20 protein-coding genes are annotated in these 17,455 nt (G+C 56.5%); 15 read left to right on the top strand and 5 right to left on the bottom strand.

Translation table 11 applies throughout. The features are described from left to right. The first annotated feature begins 11 nt into the window (after window positions 1–11). The 12 genes from H9K76_RS05265 to H9K76_RS05210 all read left to right on the top strand — a co-directional run bounded on the left by H9K76_RS05265 (window position 12) and on the right by H9K76_RS05210 (window position 11,263). Window positions 12–1,292 carry a TRAP transporter large permease subunit gene (locus H9K76_RS05265; protein ID WP_187598506.1) on the top strand — a complete coding sequence of 427 codons (1,281 nt, stop codon included), beginning with the start codon at window positions 12–14 and terminating at the stop codon, window positions 1,290–1,292. 16 nt (window positions 1,293–1,308) lie between these two features. Then, window positions 1,309–1,980 carry a GntR family transcriptional regulator gene (locus H9K76_RS05260; protein ID WP_187598505.1) on the top strand — a complete coding sequence of 224 codons (672 nt, stop codon included), beginning with the start codon at window positions 1,309–1,311 and terminating at the stop codon, window positions 1,978–1,980. A gap of 23 nt (window positions 1,981–2,003) precedes the next feature. After that, window positions 2,004–2,918, top strand: a complete 915-nt coding sequence (locus tag H9K76_RS05255; protein ID WP_187598504.1) for a fumarylacetoacetate hydrolase family protein — start codon at window positions 2,004–2,006, stop codon at window positions 2,916–2,918. A 66-nt stretch (window positions 2,919–2,984) separates the two neighbouring features. After that, a complete protein-coding gene (locus H9K76_RS05250) occupies window positions 2,985–3,386 on the top strand; it encodes a cupin domain-containing protein (RefSeq protein WP_187598503.1) in 402 nt (133 codons plus the stop codon). 41 nt (window positions 3,387–3,427) lie between these two features. Next, window positions 3,428–4,465 carry a TRAP transporter substrate-binding protein gene (locus tag H9K76_RS05245; protein ID WP_187598502.1) on the top strand — a complete coding sequence of 346 codons (1,038 nt, stop codon included), beginning with the start codon at window positions 3,428–3,430 and terminating at the stop codon, window positions 4,463–4,465. A 246-nt stretch (window positions 4,466–4,711) separates the two neighbouring features. Continuing rightward, window positions 4,712–5,488, top strand: a complete 777-nt coding sequence (locus H9K76_RS05240; RefSeq protein ID WP_187598501.1) for an SDR family oxidoreductase — start codon at window positions 4,712–4,714, stop codon at window positions 5,486–5,488. 14 nt (window positions 5,489–5,502) lie between these two features. Beyond that, window positions 5,503–6,282 (top strand): SDR family NAD(P)-dependent oxidoreductase, encoded by a 780-nt coding sequence (locus H9K76_RS05235; RefSeq protein ID WP_187598500.1) that lies wholly within the window; start codon window positions 5,503–5,505, stop codon window positions 6,280–6,282. A gap of 66 nt (window positions 6,283–6,348) precedes the next feature. After that, on the top strand, window positions 6,349–6,651 hold the full coding sequence (locus H9K76_RS05230; protein WP_187598499.1) for a Dabb family protein: 303 nt from the start codon (window positions 6,349–6,351) through the stop codon (window positions 6,649–6,651). 557 nt (window positions 6,652–7,208) lie between these two features. Beyond that, a complete protein-coding gene (locus tag H9K76_RS05225; protein WP_187598498.1) occupies window positions 7,209–8,438 on the top strand; it encodes a DUF4382 domain-containing protein in 1,230 nt (409 codons plus the stop codon). 512 nt (window positions 8,439–8,950) lie between these two features. After that, on the top strand, window positions 8,951–10,015 hold the full coding sequence (locus H9K76_RS05220) for an IPTL-CTERM sorting domain-containing protein (RefSeq protein ID WP_187598497.1): 1,065 nt from the start codon (window positions 8,951–8,953) through the stop codon (window positions 10,013–10,015). A gap of 69 nt (window positions 10,016–10,084) precedes the next feature. After that, complete coding sequence (locus tag H9K76_RS05215; RefSeq protein ID WP_187598496.1) at window positions 10,085–10,537, top strand: hypothetical protein; 453 nt, start codon at window positions 10,085–10,087, stop codon at window positions 10,535–10,537. A gap of 201 nt (window positions 10,538–10,738) precedes the next feature. Beyond that, window positions 10,739–11,263 (top strand): hypothetical protein, encoded by a 525-nt coding sequence (locus H9K76_RS05210; RefSeq protein ID WP_187598495.1) that lies wholly within the window; start codon window positions 10,739–10,741, stop codon window positions 11,261–11,263. 253 nt (window positions 11,264–11,516) lie between these two features. On the opposite strand, the gene H9K76_RS05205 is transcribed toward H9K76_RS05210, so the two are convergent. Further along, window positions 11,517–12,014 carry an FHA domain-containing protein gene (locus H9K76_RS05205; protein ID WP_187598494.1) on the bottom strand — a complete coding sequence of 166 codons (498 nt, stop codon included), beginning with the start codon at window positions 12,012–12,014 and terminating at the stop codon, window positions 11,517–11,519. A gap of 205 nt (window positions 12,015–12,219) precedes the next feature. Next, on the bottom strand, window positions 12,220–12,570 hold the full coding sequence (locus tag H9K76_RS05200; RefSeq protein ID WP_187598493.1) for a hypothetical protein: 351 nt from the start codon (window positions 12,568–12,570) through the stop codon (window positions 12,220–12,222). Window positions 12,571–12,912: 342 nt separating this feature from the next. Between H9K76_RS05200 and H9K76_RS05195 the strand changes: the two genes are divergently transcribed. Further along, complete coding sequence (locus H9K76_RS05195) at window positions 12,913–13,272, top strand: PaaI family thioesterase (RefSeq protein ID WP_187598492.1); 360 nt, start codon at window positions 12,913–12,915, stop codon at window positions 13,270–13,272. A 39-nt stretch (window positions 13,273–13,311) separates the two neighbouring features. On the opposite strand, the gene H9K76_RS05190 is transcribed toward H9K76_RS05195, so the two are convergent. After that, window positions 13,312–14,558, bottom strand: a protein-coding gene (locus H9K76_RS05190; RefSeq protein WP_425489603.1) for an IS3 family transposase whose coding sequence is annotated in 2 segments (ribosomal slippage) — window positions 13,312–14,213 and window positions 14,213–14,558 — 1,248 coding nt in all. Because the reading frame shifts where the segments join, the coding sequence is not laid out codon by codon here. A 365-nt stretch (window positions 14,559–14,923) separates the two neighbouring features. Here H9K76_RS05190 and H9K76_RS05185 point away from each other — a divergent pair. Further along, entirely contained in the window at window positions 14,924–15,556 is a 633-nt protein-coding gene (locus H9K76_RS05185; RefSeq protein WP_187598491.1) for a YqaJ viral recombinase family protein, read from the top strand. A 9-nt stretch (window positions 15,557–15,565) separates the two neighbouring features. Beyond that, a complete protein-coding gene (locus tag H9K76_RS23660; RefSeq protein WP_187598490.1) occupies window positions 15,566–16,021 on the top strand; it encodes a tyrosine-type recombinase/integrase in 456 nt (151 codons plus the stop codon). Window positions 16,022–16,162: 141 nt separating this feature from the next. On the opposite strand, the gene H9K76_RS05175 is transcribed toward H9K76_RS23660, so the two are convergent. Together H9K76_RS05175 and H9K76_RS05170 are read right to left on the bottom strand one after the other, a co-directional pair. Next, a complete protein-coding gene (locus H9K76_RS05175) occupies window positions 16,163–16,576 on the bottom strand; it encodes a hypothetical protein (protein WP_187598489.1) in 414 nt (137 codons plus the stop codon). A 105-nt stretch (window positions 16,577–16,681) separates the two neighbouring features. Next, a complete protein-coding gene (locus H9K76_RS05170; protein ID WP_187598488.1) occupies window positions 16,682–17,143 on the bottom strand; it encodes a hypothetical protein in 462 nt (153 codons plus the stop codon). Between the last annotated feature and the right edge of the window lie 312 nt (window positions 17,144–17,455).

Here is a 17,455-nt window from a genome sequence, read left to right as displayed (position 1 = left end):
CGGAGACAGAAATGACGGTGCTCATCTTTGTTGGAGCGCTCTTGGCGGCAATGGCCATCGGCGTACCTATCGCTTATGCCCTATTGTTCTCAGGCTTGGCCCTGATGCTTCACCTGGATCTATTCGACGCGCAAATCCTCGCCCAGAACGTGATCAATGGGGCTGACAGTTTTCCCCTGCTCGCAGTTCCCTTCTTCATGCTGGCCGGCGAAATAATGAATGTGGGTGGACTATCCAAACGGATCGTGAATTTGGCTATTGCGTTGGTGGGGCACCTGCGTGGCGGCCTGGGCTTTGTTGCCATCATCGCAGCGTGCCTCATGGCAGCCTTGTCTGGCTCTGCGGTGGCCGATACCGCTGCCCTGGCCGCGTTGCTGCTACCCATGATGGTCAAGGCAGGGCACGACAAGGCCAGGGCTGGTGGTCTGATTGCGTCGGCGGGCATTATTGCGCCAGTGATCCCTCCGTCCATCGGTTTTGTGGTGTTTGGAGTCGCCGCCAACGTCTCCATCGGCAAACTTTTCATGGCCGGCATTGTTCCCGGTCTGATGATGGGGGTCAGCATCGCAATAGCATGGTGGCTGGTGGCACATCGTGAGAACGTCTCCCTGCCGGAACCAACAACCCGCAAAGAGAAGTTGCATGCACTCAAGGATTCCTTGTGGGCGCTGGGTCTACCAGTGATCGTCCTGTTCGGATTGAAGTTCGGTGTCTTCACTCCTACTGAAGCTGCGGTGGTAGCTGCAGTGTATGCATTGCTGGTCTCCACCGTCATCTATCGCGAGATCGGTTTGCGTCAGATGTATGGCGTATTTGTGTCGGCTGCCAAGATCACCGCTGTGATCATGTTTCTAGTCGCAGCCTCCATGGTATCGGCGTGGTTGATCACAGTGGCGGACATCCCCGACCAAGTGATCGCGTTGCTCAAGCCCTTCATGGACAGTCCCACGCTGCTCCTGATCGTGATCATGGTCCTGGTAATGATCGTGGGCACCGCGATGGACATGATGCCCACCATCCTGATCCTGACTCCCGTACTCATGCCGGTCATCAAGGAAGCGGGAATCGATCCCGTCTACTTCGGTGTACTTTTCATCATGAACAATGCCATTGGACTGGTGACCCCCCCTGTCGGCTCTGTGCTCAATGTGGTGGCCGGCGTGGGCAAGATGCGCCTCGACGATGTAGCCAAAGGGGTGATTCCATTCATGATCGCCCAGTTCATCGTCATGTTTCTGCTAGTGCTGTTTCCATCGATTGTGCTGGTGCCACTGAATCTCCTGACCAAATGACCTGCAAAGAGTTCTCATGAACGCCAAGCTACCTCAAAAATCTACAGGCTCCGGTGTCTTCGAGGCCGTTAGCGCTCACCTCAACGAGTTGCGCTCCGAGATCACTGAGCCCATTCGCGTGCGCGAAGAAGACTTGGCAACGCAATTGGGCGTTAGCCGTACTCCTGTACGCGAGGCATTGATCCGCCTTGACAGTACAGGCCTTATCAGCCTGCGTCCCGGCCGCGGCGCAATTCTGCAGCCAGTGAGCGACCGGGACTATCGCGAATGGCTACAGCTCCGAGAGCAACTCGAAGGGTTTGCCGCGCGCGAGGCCGCCCTGAATGCCTCACAGCGCGATGTATTGGCGCTACGCGCAATCTTCGAGCCATTTCTCGAACCAGGAGTTGCGGAAGCGAGGGCCGCTGAGTACTCGCAGGCCAATGTTGCGTTCCATATCGAAATCATCCGACTTGCCAACAACCATTTGCTGGAGCGAGTTTGGGCGTCATTCGGTCATCCACAAACCAGCTACCGACGGCAGACGATCGCTCGCTTGCATCGCAGTGCCGACTCGCTACGCGAGCACCTTGAAATCATTGATGCCATCGAACACCGCGATGCCGATCTTGCCGAATCCCGAGCCCGTGCACACGTGCGCGAACTCTATGTGGCCGTCGAGCAGGCAAGCTCGCGAGAAAGATCTTGATCCTCCATCTCCCTGAAGAAGCTATGAAGTTCCTCAACTTTACCCATACCGAAGGTGTCCGGCTTGGCGCCCTCATCAATGACACTCGGATTGTGGATCTCACCGCAGCGTGGCCTACCAAGCCTGCACCGCAATCAGTCGATGAACTGATAGCAGGCCAAGACATCGCCCTGGCGATCGCGAAAGAATTAATCGAGGCCTGCGGCGATGCGTTGCGCAATGACGGCACTCAACACACTCTGGCCTATTCCGAGGTAGTCGTGCTTCCTCCCGTCGCTGCGGTCGGCAGAAACATATTCAACGTTGGCCGCAACTACCGAGAGCACATCATCGAAGGCAATCTGGCCAACGGCCGTCCTGCCGATGCTTTCCCGCCAGCCATTGAGTTCTTCACAAAGCCCCGAACCGCGCTGGTTGGCCATCGCGCAAAAGTACTGCGCCATGAATCGCTCACCAACAGTCTTGACTACGAAGTCGAACTGGCCATCGTCATCGGTAAAGGGGGAAGAGACATTCCGGCCGCGCGAGCCCACGAGCATATTTTTGGCTACACCATCCTCAACGATGTCACGGCCCGTGACCTCCAGCGACTGCATGGCCAGTGGTTCAAGGGCAAAAGCCTGGATACCAGTTGCCCGCTCGGGCCTGTGGTCGTCCACGCAAGCTCCATCGACGACCCGGACAACCTGGCGTTGGAACTGGATGTCGACGGTCAGCAACGCCAATGCGACAACACCAACTCCATGATCTTCAACGTGGCCACGGTCATTGAACAACTCTCCGCGGGCATGACGCTTTTGCCGGGTGATGTGATCGCCACGGGAACCCCAAAGGGCGTTGGATTCGCTCAGACCCCCCCGAAGTGTCTGCAAGTGGGGCAAACCATGCGCGCACGAATCCAGGGAATCGGCGAGCTGACCAACACCGTCATTGCCTAGCGCTTGCAACTTGCACATTCAGGCTTTTCGCCCAATACCACCACTATCTGACTACAGGAGACCCCCATGGCTCTGATGACCCCCTTCCTGCCCAATGCCGACAAATATGGTCCGCTCGATTCGCGGAACATGGCCATTGATGAGCTCCCCTGGAAGCCTACGCCTACAGCGGGCATTGACATGAAGATCCTCGTCAAGGATGACGACACAGGCCTTCTGACTGCCCTCTTCCGCTGGCAACCCGGGTCGGAGCTGGCCTTGCACGAACACGTAGAAATCGAACAAAGCTACGTGCTCGAAGGCGAGTTCGAAGATGCTGATGGTGTGTATCCCGCCGGCAATTTTGTCTGGCGCCCCAAGGGCCATCGCCATACCGCCCGTTCACCCAAGGGAGCACTTGTGTTGTGTTTCTTTCTCAGGCCCAACAAATTCCTGGGTGGCGAACTCGACGGACAAGAACTGAAGTAAGCCCAACTAGCTACGCTGCATCACCCATTCGGAGACAAAACATGACCGTTGCAAAGATTTCCCTGTTCACCCGCCGCATCCCAATGGCGCTTGCCGCAGGCACCATTGCGCTGACAGGCGTGCAAGCCCACGCGCAAGACATTCAGGAACGCAAGATAAAGTTCAGCCATGCAGTCGCCAAAGACAATCCCATTGGCCTGGCCGTGGACAAGTTTGCGCAGATAGTCAATGAAAAGAGTGCGGGCAAGATCAAGGTAACGGGTTACCCCAATGCCACCCTTGGCAACGAAATTCAGTCCATGTCGTCTGCCCAAGGCGGTATTCTGGAGATGTCCGTAGTCTCCACTGCCGGAGCGGCGGGCAACGTCAAGGAGCTCGCTATCTTTGATCTGCCTTTCATTTTCCGCAGCGAGAAAGAAGCTGATGCGGTTGTCGATGGTGAAGTCGGGCAATCGTTGCTCAAGAAATTCTCCGAGAAGAACCTGATCGGTCTTTGCTACATGGATTACGGTTTCCGACAGGTCACCAATAGCAAGCATCCCATCAAGCGCCTCGAAGACTTCCGTGATCTCAAACTGCGCACCTTGCAAAACCGCGTCTACATTGACATCTTCAAGGCTCTAGGTGCAACACCGCTGCCCCTGCCTTACCCGGAGACTTACACGGCGCTGGAGACCAAAGCTATTGACGGACAGGAGAGTGCGTACCTGGTCACCAAGTCCAGTTCCTATCAGGACATCCAGACCTATCTGACAGAAACGCGCCACGTCTATCTGCCCGCGGTGGTTCTAGTGAGCAAAAAGTTCTGGGACAAACTGAACGCAACCGAACGGGGAGTGCTTGAGTCATCGTGCAAGGAAGCCCAAGCCTTTCATCGTGACGTAAGCCGGAAGATGGAAGCAGCCGTAGTGCAAGACCTCGTCAAGGCTGGCATGAAGTTCAATACCATTGAGCCAGCAGAACATGCGCGCATGGTACAAGCCACCGCCTCGGTCATCGAGAAATACAAGCCCGAGTTGGGAGCTGATCTGGTCAACAAAACCATGGCTACTCTCGAGAAGGCGCGAAAGGCGCCCTGAGGCAAATCGGACGACAGCAGGCCAGATGGTTCGGCCAGTCTTGGCAGGTGGTGCGCCTCGGCCGGCCCCGACGCTCGTACGGGTTTCGCTCACGGCTCGATCCACGACCCAGACCCAGACCCAGACCTAGATATGGCCTGCGACCAGCGCCGAATGATCCCAAGGGCGGGACATTGCTAGCGTCTCGCAGCGCCATCAATCTGCCGCCATCTATTGCCTCATCAGTCCCTATTTCGAGATATCGCTATGGATACGTCTTTCCAAAATCTACGCGTCATGGTCTCTGCGGGGGGATCCGGTATTGGCCTGAGCATTGCACACGCCTTCGCCCAAGCTGGTGCCAAAGTGCAAATCTGTGATATCTCACGGGAAGCTATAGCGGCAGCGCTGCCGCTTTTACCCAACGGTGGTGGGCAATGCGCAGACGTGTCGATCTCTGCCGACGTAGATGCCTGGTTCGAGCGCGCATTGCAAACCCTGGGCGGACTGGATGTGCTGGTCAATAACGCTGGGATTGCTGGCCCAACTGCACGTATACAAGACATTGAGCCGCATGAATGGGACCAGACCTTGGCAGTCAATCTGCGCAGTCAGTTCCTGTGCGTGCGTCGCGCCATTCCGGTACTCAGGGAATCGTCTCGTGGCTGCATTATCAATCTCAGTTCAGTAGCCGGCCGACTAGGTTACCCACTCAGAACCCCATACGCTGCTTCGAAATGGGGAGTCGTTGGTCTGACCCAAAGCCTCGCACTCGAACTGGGGGATGAAAATATCACGGTAAATGCGATTCTTCCCGGAATCGTTGACAGTGAACGATCGCGCAACGTGACTGCAGAGAAAGCGCGTGCGCGCGGCATTAGTGAAAGCGAGATGCTAAGCGAGATCCTCGCCAACGTTGCGTTGCATCGCAAAGTTCCATTGTCCGATGTGGCCCAAACAGCCCTGTTTCTCGCTTCCCCTGCGGGACGCAGCATCACCGGACAGACTATGAATATCTGTGCGGGTGTGCAGTCCTTGCGCTAATCCATATCCATACCATGACAGCCTCCTATTTTCAGAGTACCTTTGGACTCCAGCAACGCGTTGCCTGCATTACTGGCAGCGCGAGTGGTTTGGGATTCGCCATCGCTCGCCACCTCGGGCGCGCAGGCGCTCGCGTCGTAGTCAATGATCTCGACCTCAAGCGCTGTAACAATGCTGTCCAGCTACTACGCTCCGAAGGCATTCAAGCACGCGTTGCAGTATTTGACGTATCGCAGGCGGATGCGGTAACCCGGGCCATCGAAACTCTTAACGAGGATGACTGGGCTCCCGACATCATGGTGAGCAATGCGGGAAATCAGAATCGCAAGCCAGTGACGGAAATGTCGCTTGAACAATGGCAATCACTCTTCAATGTGCATGTCAACGGTGCATTCAATTGTGCACATGCAGTGCTGCCACATATGGTTCGCAAGGGCTTCGGTCGCATCATTCTGATGTCCTCTGTCGCCGGCCAAGCATGCATGCCTGGCATTGCCGCTTACGCCTCTGCCAAGGGTGCCATTGCTGCCTTTACCCGCGCACTTGCGGTGGAATATGGAAGCTCAGGCATTACCAGCAATGCCTTGGCGCCGGGCTTCGTTCGTACTCAGTTCACGCAAGGCTTGCAAGAACGGGAAGGATTCGACAGCTTTCTTCAGGGGGCTGTCCCGTTGGGCCGCTGGGCCGATCCCGATGACATCGCCCCCGCCGTCGTATATCTATCTTCGAACGCAGGAGCATTTGTCAATGGTCACGTGCTCTCTATCGACGGAGGCATGTTGGCGCGCATGTAGTGGGTCTGCATGAGACAGCCCCAAATTCCATCACGGCACCATCGCAAATAAATAAAACTGCATTGTATGTACACGCACATCGTCATGATGGGGTTTACTCCCGATACCGGCATCGAGTTTTTCGCCACGGTTGAGGCCTTTGCTGATCGAATACGCAAAGAATGTCCAGATGTGGAGATCTATCACTTTGGCGTGAACGAAGCTGCACGCGCGAACGGCTATACGCATGCCGTTGTTTCGGCCTTCAAAGACTCAGCTGCCCACGATGCCTACCAAACCAGCCCGGCACATGTCGAGATGAAAACCTACATGGGACCGCATATCCTGCGAATCGTCGTTTTTGATGCATCAGTACCAGAACCTGTCTGAACGTGACTCTGTGAGGGCAGCAACCTCGTAAAAATGAGCCATTGTGTGAGGCTTTCCCTGAAAACAGGATTACATAACCCGATGATCAAGCGGCAGATTTGCGCTGCGCCGCCAACCAGCGTTGTTCGAATTGCATCGCGCTGAGATAGCCCAAGGGCGTAGTCAGCGATGGCGAAGGCCGCAATGCACGGCTTCACGCCGAGCTTCAGCACCACCGTCGCTGCCGTGCCTGTGGTGGCCACGCCGACGCCAGTGCCGACTTGGGAGGAATGGGGTGTGGGTGTGATTGCTCTGTCATCGTTGCTCGCGATGTTCGGGCCGGCGCGAAGCCGACACCGTCTGGGCTGATTTGAAAGCCGCCTCGGAGCGTTTTTTTCCAGCAGCCACACTGGGCGCCCCTGGGTCGTGGAGCTCAGCCTGCATCCTTTGCTACGAAAAGTAATGCGCTCAGCCTCTGTCCTACTATATACAGCCGACTCCTCTGAAGCTACGCGCCGTAACACTCCCTTCTATGGAACTCCTAGCATCGCGCTGTCTAACCACGATGAAGGTGTTGTATGAAAAATTTAAAAGAATTCCGGCCTGCCAGGGCTCTGGCATGGACCGGTCTGGGTCTGATAGCCGCCACCTTGGCAGCATGCGGCGGCGGTGGAGGCGGTGACTCTTCCCAGCAAGGCACACTGAAACTTGCCATGACTGATGCTCCGGCCTGTGGATACGATCACGTCTATGTCACTGTCACCAAGATCCGCGTTCACCAGAGCGCGACAGCAGGCGTCAATGACGCTGGTTGGAGTGAGCTTGCCATTCCGGCTCAGCGTATTGATCTGCTGGGCCTGACCAATGGCGTGTTACAGGAGCTGGGGTCGCTGCCGCTCCCGGCCGGCAACTATCAGCAGATCCGTTTGGTGCTGGCAGACAATCCTTCCAATCCCACACCTGCCGCGCCCTTGGCCAATGCCCTGGTTCTATCAGGCTCGGCAAAGGAGATTGCACTGGCCACTCCCAGTGGCCAGCAGAGTGGCTTCAAGCTCAAGGCGAACTTTGATGTGACGGGCGGCCAGGTCGCCGATATGGTCCTTGACTTCGATGCTTGCAAGTCTGTTGTCAAAGCAGGCAACTCAGGCAACTACAACCTCAAACCTGTGGTGGCCGTGATCAAGCGCTTGACAACGCAGATCGTGGGCTACGTGGATCCGGCGATGGCCTCCGGCGTGATCGTATCCACGCGTGATCCGGACAACAATGTACGAGCAACCGTGCCAAACGCCACGACAGGCAGGTTCGTGTTGGCCTACCTCCCCGAGAACACCCATTACACGGTGACGATGGCAGGCCAGAATCTGACCACCGCTGCCGTCACGGGCATTCCCGTATCCATCGCTGCAGGAACTACAACACTCAATACCGCAACGACGCCCATCGTTTTGGCAAAATCGGCTTCTGCTACGGTTTCCGGGGTTGTGACCAACGCCTCCAATACGCCTCTCACTGAAGCTACCGTGAATGCTCAGCAGATACTCAGCGGTGGCCAGAGACTGGACGTGGCATGGGCGCAGGTTGACCCTTCCAGCGCGGCCTACGGCCTGAGCCTGCCCCTGGCAGCTCCGTTTGCTGCTCCCTATGTGGCGAACGGACCTCTGGTATTCTCTGCGGACACGGCTACCGCCGGAAAGTACAACATATTCGGTAGCGCGCCGGGTTATACCGTCCAAAGCACTGCGCCAGCCGTGACACTCACCGCACCAAATAGCGTTACGCCCAAGAATCTGGTGCTAACTCCCTGAAACACGGGTCGCCGAAGTGGCTGCGAAAGATCCCCCAGCCACAATAAAAAAGCCCGCGGATGCGGGCTTTTTCTCTTGTTACGCACTCACAAAAAGAGCCATATCCGTGTCGCAGGTGCGCCGGGCAGGCCCTTTGTTTCCATGTCAGCAGTTACCCTTTTTGGCTTGGCCTGGTGGGCAACCATGTGGATGCGCCTTTTTTCGGGGAGCGTTATCGTAGTAACCATCACCGTAAACAGCGCAACCGCTCATCAACAATGCGACAGCAGCAAGGGACAAAATCTTCTTCATGAAACACCTCTAATTGTTAGCAGGTGAGTCTACGAGATGAGCTAAATATTGCTGTAAATCATTGTTTGACCCGCCAACGCGCGCTCCCTTAGGCTTCCCCGCTTCCGGCTTCATCTTCCATCCAAACAAGGTGTCATCGAAACCGGCTGCAGCCCAGCTCGCCGAAATTCCTTCAAAGCGTCAACTGGTAACATACGATTACCAACTATGAAGGAGACAAAATGAAACCCAAATATTTCTCAGCGCTCAGGCTTCTGCTTGTGCTTGTGGCGCTCATAGGGTTCTCGACAGTGAAGGCCCAAGGGTTCCTATTCACCCCAACAAGCACGGTGAACTTCACCAACACGGCTCCAGGCAGTGTTTCCCCCGAACAGATCGTGACTATTCAGTACTTCGGGCCACCTACGCTGATAACCGTGACTGTGATTCCGCCGACGAACCCGGCCTTTACCGTAACCAACAGTACATGTTCCTCTGGCCTTACTCTGGACTTCGCCCAGTGCGTAGTCCACCTCACTTTTACCGCTCCAAATACGGCAGGTAATGTGAACGATGTCTATCAATTTGTGACCAGTGAGTTCGGCAGCCAGAACATTGCACTAAACGGCAGCTCAGTTGGCGCGCCTCCACTCACGCCTCAAGCTATCACCTTCACTTCAACTGCTCCGACCAACGCGGTGGTGGGCGGGGCAACTTATGACGTGACCGCTACGGGTGGTGGATCGAGCAATCCTGTTGTGTTCTCCATAGACCCAAGTGCAGCCAGCATCTGCAGTATCAGCGGCAGCAGCACCGTGAGCTTCTTGGCTCCAGGCAATTGCGTTGTAAATGCGGATCAGGCCGGCGATGCCTCGTACGAGCCTGCACCACAGGCACAGCAGAGTTTCGCTGTTTCTCCCGCCCCGCTGACACCACAATCCATCACTTTCACATCGACACCCCCAAGCCCTGCAACAGTCGGAGGAACCTATGAAATTGCCGCGACAGGAGGTACATCGGGTGAGCCGGTGACGTTCTCGATTGATCCAGCTGCATCTGCGGTCTGCTCGATCACCGGCAGCACCGTGAGTTTCCTGAGCGAAGGCAATTGCGTGATCAACGCCAACCAGGCAGGCAACACAACACATGAGCCTGCTGCTCAAGCAGCTCAGAGCTTCAGCATTTCCCCGGCAACCGTTACTCCAAGTGCAGCCACCCCCGTTCCCACTCTCAATCAATGGGGCCTGATGCTGCTTGCGTCTCTTCTTGGTGGCCTGGCTTTCTGGCGCCAGCGTCGCAGAAACTGAAATGACCACACGCGGTCGTACGGCAAAGAACGACTGCGTGTCTCATCAGATGGCAGGAACCTTCAACCAATGATCAAGATCTATGTGGACACCGGTGGCTCCATGCCCGTACTGCGCGATCTCATCTCACGCGGCCTTGCTCACTGCGTCGGAGCAGATATAGATGCCAACGCATACACGATCCGACGAGGGGAGAAAGTCAAAAGCACACTAGAGGCCTGGGACAAGGATGACCAACCCTGGAAAGAAGACACTGGATCCTGGGCCGACGAAAAAAACGCCTCACCAAAGTTCGATGACATCAGACGCCTGGTTCAAACGTACGATGACTCGCGACATCTTGACACCGCATATAGGAATGGGTGCCAAGTCTTCCTCACCTCCGACAAAGACGATATCTGGATGCATCGTGAGCAGTTGCAAGAGCTACTCAATCTTCGAGTGATGCACAGCGCCTCTGAGATTGGACAGCTTGTGCAGATGTGCGAGGCGCAAATGAGCAATTCACCCCCAAAGCCATGAACTCCACTGACACCAAGATACCATCAGACTGCCACACGGCTGGAGTTGCTGTTCGCTCTACAAGCCCCCTTGAGCTTGGGGTAAGAGTCCCGCGCAATCAAATCTCTCATGCACGGCCGGGCTTGCTCCAGGTATGAAGGCGGGTATGCCTGCTTGCTATAGTTCCCCAAGGCGCTGCCTAGCGCACAACAGGGAGACCACATGCTCATTCTCAAACGCTGCATCCTGAGTGCAGCCGCTCTGACTGTCTCGGCTTCTGCGATTGCAGCCTTGCCGGATCCCGGCCTCTGGGCCATTGACGGCGAAATGAACGGCAAACCCGGTCGCGGCATTCAGATTGACCGCCAAGGCGGCGAGACAGTCATCGCGTCCTACTTTGGATATCGCGCAGACGGCACTGCTGTGTTCTATCAAGCCGTCGGCAAGATCACCGATGGCAAGACCTTTAATGCGAACCTGATCGAGTACAAGGGTGGGACGGTCATCGGCGGTTCAGTGGAGGACGCCACTGAAGCGAAGACCATCGGTCCGATACAAGCCGTCTTCAACACCGACTCATCGGGCAGCGTGACACTCCCGGGAACTAAGCCGCAGGCATTCATTCGCCTGGCGCACTCATCACTTACGATGGTGAACTCAAGAATAACGGAACCGGCTTTTCCTCAAGCGGAATCGGTGGAACAAACGGTGATGGAGACGTCATCTTGGGTATGCCAATATTTTTGAGATTCGAAAACCTGTCTGTTAGCGACAAGGGCATCATCTCAGGCACCCTTCACATGGGCGGCTCCGCTGAATCACCGAATAGAACAGTGACCTTGTTGGGCATGTGCTACGGAATACGAACAGGAGACAACACCGACTCTCCACCAACTCTTTGCGATGCTCAACACCTCGGACTGTCTCGGTGATAAATGCAAAAGCCGCCCACTCGGGACGGCTTCGTAGATGCATTTGCAATAACTTAGATGGGGTCAGCTCATTCAACAGAGCCTTGCTTGACGATGATTTCAAAAGGACCGACCTCAACCACATCGCCAGTGAACAGTATCTTGTGCCTGACTGGAATGCCATTCACACGAATCCCGTTCGTGCTGTCGTTGTCTTTCAGACTCACGAGATTTGACCACCGCTTAATCACGCCATGCACGCGGCTGACAAAAGGCGATGGAAGGTTGATCGCATTTCCCGGCTCTCGACCAAAAGTGTTCAAGCCTTGCTCCAATGCGATCAAGTGAACCTCAGAGGAACCTTTTCGTTTTATCTGTATTTCTGGATTGTGCATCTCCGCCTCCCAGTGCCCAGCTATCTCACCGCTCCGGTAAAACGCCACTAGGCACACGATGCAACAATCATAGTTATTAACTAACAAATCAAATACAACAATAGTCAATAGAAAGATTTTTAACAAAAGCAAAGGCCCCGACCATTTCTGATCGGAGCCTCCACAGCTCAAATTCTGGGCGAGCGCCTCCATCGACTTCCTGCTGGCCCGAACCCACCGCTCGAGGCGTTTCTGCAAGTGATGGCAAGGGAGGTTTTCTTGCTCCTGCGCTATAGGAGGCGCTGTATACCCTATTTCTTTCCTGCTGCAACCTCTTTCAACTCACGCAGGTGTTTGAGCATCGCAACAGTGCCGCGTCGCGAGTCATCCACCAGCTTCGCGATCTTCTCGGAGATAGTCAGCCCATCAGCCCGGTGAGGAATGTCCCGCTCACGAAGCCCTTGCAGCAGGAGCACGCCATTTCGCTACGCACCCCGGCTCCCTTGCAGGAGGTGCAGCGGCGATCCGCCCACCAGCCCAGCACGTCCAGCAGCTTTTCGCGCGGGTTGGTGAACCCCTGCTCGACCACCCACGGCAACAGCCCCGAATGCGGATCCATCAGCTTGGACAGACTGCCCAGCCGTCCGAGGATCCGACGGCGCTCCATGGCCAACCACTGCTCCAGTTCCAGGCGCGCTGCGACAACCTGGCGCCCTTCGAGACTGGCGGCCTTGGGTTTCCCGCGGCGATCGAGCTTCACGGCTGGCAACTTGTCCCCCACCGCGCCACATCAGCAGCACCCATCGCCTTGGCCAACCGCTGCATGTCCTCTTCGGTGAATGGCCTGGGCTTGGCCCAAGCATCCCATTCCGACATCAGCTGATAGACGAGGCCAGTTGCACTGGGCACGGACAAGCGCGCCGCCATCCAGAAGATTCTCGACATGAGCGGATCGGGCAGGACACGGGAACGATAGACGAGCTTTGGAGGGCGTACCAACTGATGCCGCAATGGATCTGGTGACTGGACTTGACGACGTCAGAGCGTCATCGCTCACGCCTGATGTTGACCTATGGCACCATGAAGGCTTGATAGGATTGAGGAGATATTAATGAGTGATCTTCACACGCGAGTGGCGAACAGCTTTGCTGCGCAAGGCTTAATGGCGACCATTGGCGCCCGATTGGCCATGGTTTCTGAGGGCGAGGTGCACATTGAGTTGCCCTTCTCAGGTGCCTTGTCCCAGCAGCACGGCTATTTGCATGCTGGCGCCACGACCAGCATCGTGGACAGTGCTTGCGGCTACGCTGCACTCACCAAGGCTCCCCCTGGATTCGAGGTTGTGACGGCGGAGTTCAAGATGAATCTCTTGCGGCCGGCACTCGGCACGCACTACTTGGCCGTCGGGCGAGCTGTTAGTTCGGGCAAGCTCTTGACGGTCTGCACCGGCGAGCTTCGGGCGTTTACCTGATCTTGCCCCCGTAGTTCCGGACACCGTCCAGTCGCTAAGTTAGCCCTGATGGGCGGGGTGATTCTGCCGTCGTCGGAACTCCCTGGGCGACATCATCTTCAAACTCGAATGTGGGTGGATTTCGTTGAAGTGCTCGAACGCACCCGGCAATTGCGCCAACACGGTCGGCGCATCGCGCAGGTCCATACGGCTCATGTAGTCGCGCTTGAAGGTGTTCACGAAGCTCTCGGCCATGCCGTTGCTCTGCGGGCTACACACGGGCGTGTTGATCGGCTTCAGGCCCAGCGATCTAGCAATGCCACGCGTCTCGTGCGCGATGTAGGCGCTGCCGTTGTCGGTGAGGAACTCCAATTCACGCTCCAGGGGCACGGCTTCAACCGTGCCAAAGCGCCGCTCCACGGCTTCCACCAGCATGTCGCGCACAGGCTCTCCCGCAAGTCCCTTGCCCTCCCAAGCCCGCCAGGCCAGGATCTCCCGGTCGCAGCAGTCCTTGGCGAAGGTGGCTGTGACCGTCTCGCCCGAATCGCACTTGATCTCAAAGCCGTCAGAGCACCAGCGCATGTTGCTCATCGGCACACTGACCTGGCCATCGTGAATGCGGCTCGAATGCCGTCGCTTGGGCGCCTTGGGCAACAGCAGTCGATGCCGCGCCATGACCCGGTAGATGCGCTTGTGGTTCAGCGCCTGTTGACCTTGCGAACGTCGCTCTCGATTGAGCAGCGCACCGGCGCGGCGATAACCATAGCTGGGCAACTCGGCAATGTGGCGCCGCAGGTCGGCCAGCAAGAGCTCATCCTGGGCCGGGGTGCGGCCTCTGCGGCTGTCCTGCCAGTGGCCAGGGCGGTGATGCCGCACATGCAGATTCGAGCGCGCCACGCCCAGCACCGAGCAGACCGGCTTCATTGGTCGTCCCCGGGCAACAAGGGCGAGCGCGCAATCCATTTTTTTGCTGCAGCGATCTCCACGGCTTCCTTGAGTATCTCGTTCTCCAAGGTCTTCTTGCCCAACACGCGCTGCAGCTTGGCGATCTCGGCACGGGCGGCTGCCAGTTCCGATGCCGGCACAACGGCCTCGCCTGCACCGACAGCCACCAGCGCGCCTTCGCGCTCCAGCCGCCGCCAAGTGAATAGCAAGCTCGCCGACACGCCCTCCTGGCGGGCCACGAGCGAGACGCTCATGCCCGGTTCATACGTCTTGCGAACCAAGGCGGCCTTCTCGGCAGCCGACCAGCGCCGCCTGCGCTGGTCTCGGGTGATGACCTCAATCGTTTCTGTATGCCTAGTCATACGCACAGTCCTATGCCTATCTCGAAGATAAGCGATGGACCGTGTCCGGAGATTCAAGGGGCTATCTCACACCGACGACGGCGATTCATACAAGGTTGTGGCCTTGATGCAAGCCACAATCGTGAACGTCAACGCCACGCCGGCGTAGCTTCTCAACTGAGACTTCTTTCTCAAAATACCGAGAAGTTCCATTGCGACACTCCTGGACCCAATGTTGCCACATGGAATAGGCAAAACAAAAGGCGCTTCACAGGAGGCGCTTTTTGCTTTTCAAGGAGCATCATGGATATCTGACTTCGGGGTATAGGCCCGGCGTTGTGGCCCGCAAATGTTAAGGCGCGCTGACCTTGCAGCAAGGGCACCCCATGCGCACCGGGAAGTCGGAGAGTGAAGCAGCGAAGTTTGCGGGTTACAAGAAGCCGCCCACATCAGAGGCTGTCGCCAAGGCCATCGCGGACGGCGTCACGATGCAATGGGGTAGCAAAGCGCTGGACTATGCGCGTGATGTTGCCCGCGAACGCGTTGGTGAAACTGCCCCAACAAAGTTCCAAAATGCAGCGATGCGGATCGGGTCTGAACAAGAGGCTTCTGCACGGGCAATGTACGAAGGCCGCGCCGGGTATCTGGTGGATGAGGTTGGCTTCTACACAACTGAATACGATCTCTTTGGCCTCTTTCCGGATGGTCTCATTGACGATAACGGCGTACTTGAAATCAAGACCATGGTCAGCAGTGACACGTTGTTTACTGCCGTTGCCGACGCCTACATGGATCAGTGCCTCGGCTACCTATGGCTCCTTGGCCGCCAGTGGGTTGACCTAGTGCTCTGGTGCCCCGATCTTGGCCACATGGTAATTCATCGAATCACCCGAGACGAAGATGCCATTGAAGCACTTGAGGCCGATCTGATGGCCTTCGCCGAACTGGTCAAGGACTATGAGAACAAGCTGCGCGCCGCACTGGCCGCAAATGACGAACTGGCCAAGCAGGCCGCATAAGGAATCAACATGGCAAAGATGTACGGACTCATGCGCCTTGGGCGAGATGCAGAAGTCAAGACACTTCCAAGCGGCAAGAAGGTGGCGAACCTCTCGCTCGCCTATAACTATGGGCAAAAGGAAGGCGACGAGTATCCATCTCAATGGATAGACGCAGCGTTTTGGGGAACGTCCCGAGAAGCTAGCTCAATATCTGATGACCGTATGCTCAAGCGCGCATATGCCAAGGCGGGAGTTGCTGACTTCCGGTTCCACGACTTGTGTCACACCTGGGCAAGCTGGCATGTCCAGTCTGGAACGCCGCTTTTTTGTGCTCAAGGAACTGGGAGGATGGAGACCCTGGAGATGGTAAAAAAGTACGCCCATCTTGCGCCGGAACATCTGGCGCACCACGCAAACGCGGTCATTTTTTGGTCAGAGAGGGCTCATTCTGGCAAAAAAGAAGCCCCCAAACATGCGGCCTAATGGCTTGATTTCATTGAGAAATATCTGGTAGGACCTCCCAGAGTCGAACTGGGCACCAACGGATTATGAGTCCATCACCAGATCCTTTGTTTATGCGGCCTCCAACCCTATCCGTGGGAATATTCGATGTTTTCCAAGGCTTCAATGGTGCGGCCTTGCGGACCCAAGTTCCCATGCTTTCGGCTCTCCCCATCCTCGGATCGCTGAAAGGCTTTGATAGTAGGCTGCGTTGTACTTTCCCACGCTGGCGGTGCCGCTCGCAAGGGCCGCGGTCTGTCGCTCCATGGAGCGCTGTGCCGCGCGTGCGCCGGCCTCCATGTCATCGCTGGTGCGCTTGATTCCTTCGCTGATTTTGCGCTGAGAGCCCGCCACCTTCTGAGCCGCCTTGTCGGCACCGTCGCCCATTGACGAGATACCCTTGGCGGCTGTCTCGCCGGCGCGAGCAACGCTCTGCGCCATGTCCTTGACACCGCGATTGATCTGGTCAAGACCGGCTTGCACCTCGGTGCCGTCCACGCCGAATTTCAACTCGGCTTTTCTTTCTTCGTCTGCCATGTGGACCCCTCAAATGCAAAAGGCCCATGCGGTGAAGCGTGAGCCCATGAAAAAAGCCCGCCGAAGCGAGCCTTGAAATCGAAACCGCTGAGAGGCGGCAGTTGCTTATCCGTACTTTATCTTTAGAGCCTTGTGTAGCTCTGAAGGATCATGAATGACTTCACACAATTGATGCTTGGGAAGTGAAAATGCTATTCCACAAATGCTCTCCAATTGCTTCACCAAATTGCACTGCGTGGCAAGCTTCACGTACCTATTGGTGCCGCCTGACTGCAGGTCGAGCCATAGCCCACGGAAATCCGAATCTTCAGGCGCGTTGACAATCGCAACAGTGTCGGTAATTTGCTCGTAGAAAAATGGGGCATTTCCAGCATATCCACCCATGCGATTTTTAGCGTTCACATATCCACAAACATCGCCCTTTTCCTTACCCGCAACGAGTCCCGAAAACTGAGCGCTATCAGGATCACTCAGTAGCCCTTTAACAGCGTTTTTGGCAGTTTGATTAGAGCAAGCCATTAGTAGCGCAGCCGCCGCAACTAAAGCCAACATCCTTCCTGTGCGCATAACCCCTCCAGAATGAAAAGGCCATGCTACCAAATGTCACCGCTGGCTCGAAGACTTCTTCGCCCGCTTCTCGCGCTCGTCACTCATGACAGCCAGGGCTTCAGCCTCCATCTCCATCACGCCCTCCTCGATCTCGGCTGCCTCCTCGTCGGACAGACGGCTTGCCCTTGGTGGGCCGTCGCATGGCCGAAGAACGTCTCAACCAGGCTGGTGACTACCGAGCCCCTGCAGGGTTCAACTGGAGCAAGTAATGGGAAGAAAGCGAGATCGAGCATCAGGGTTCGGCTTGCTTCCAAGAATGGAGGCTCGCCC

The organism is Diaphorobacter ruginosibacter (genome assembly GCF_014395975.1).
Classification (GTDB): Bacteria; Pseudomonadota; Gammaproteobacteria; order Burkholderiales; family Burkholderiaceae_C; genus Diaphorobacter_A; species Diaphorobacter_A ruginosibacter.
This window is presented reverse-complemented; position numbering and strand designations above follow the sequence as displayed.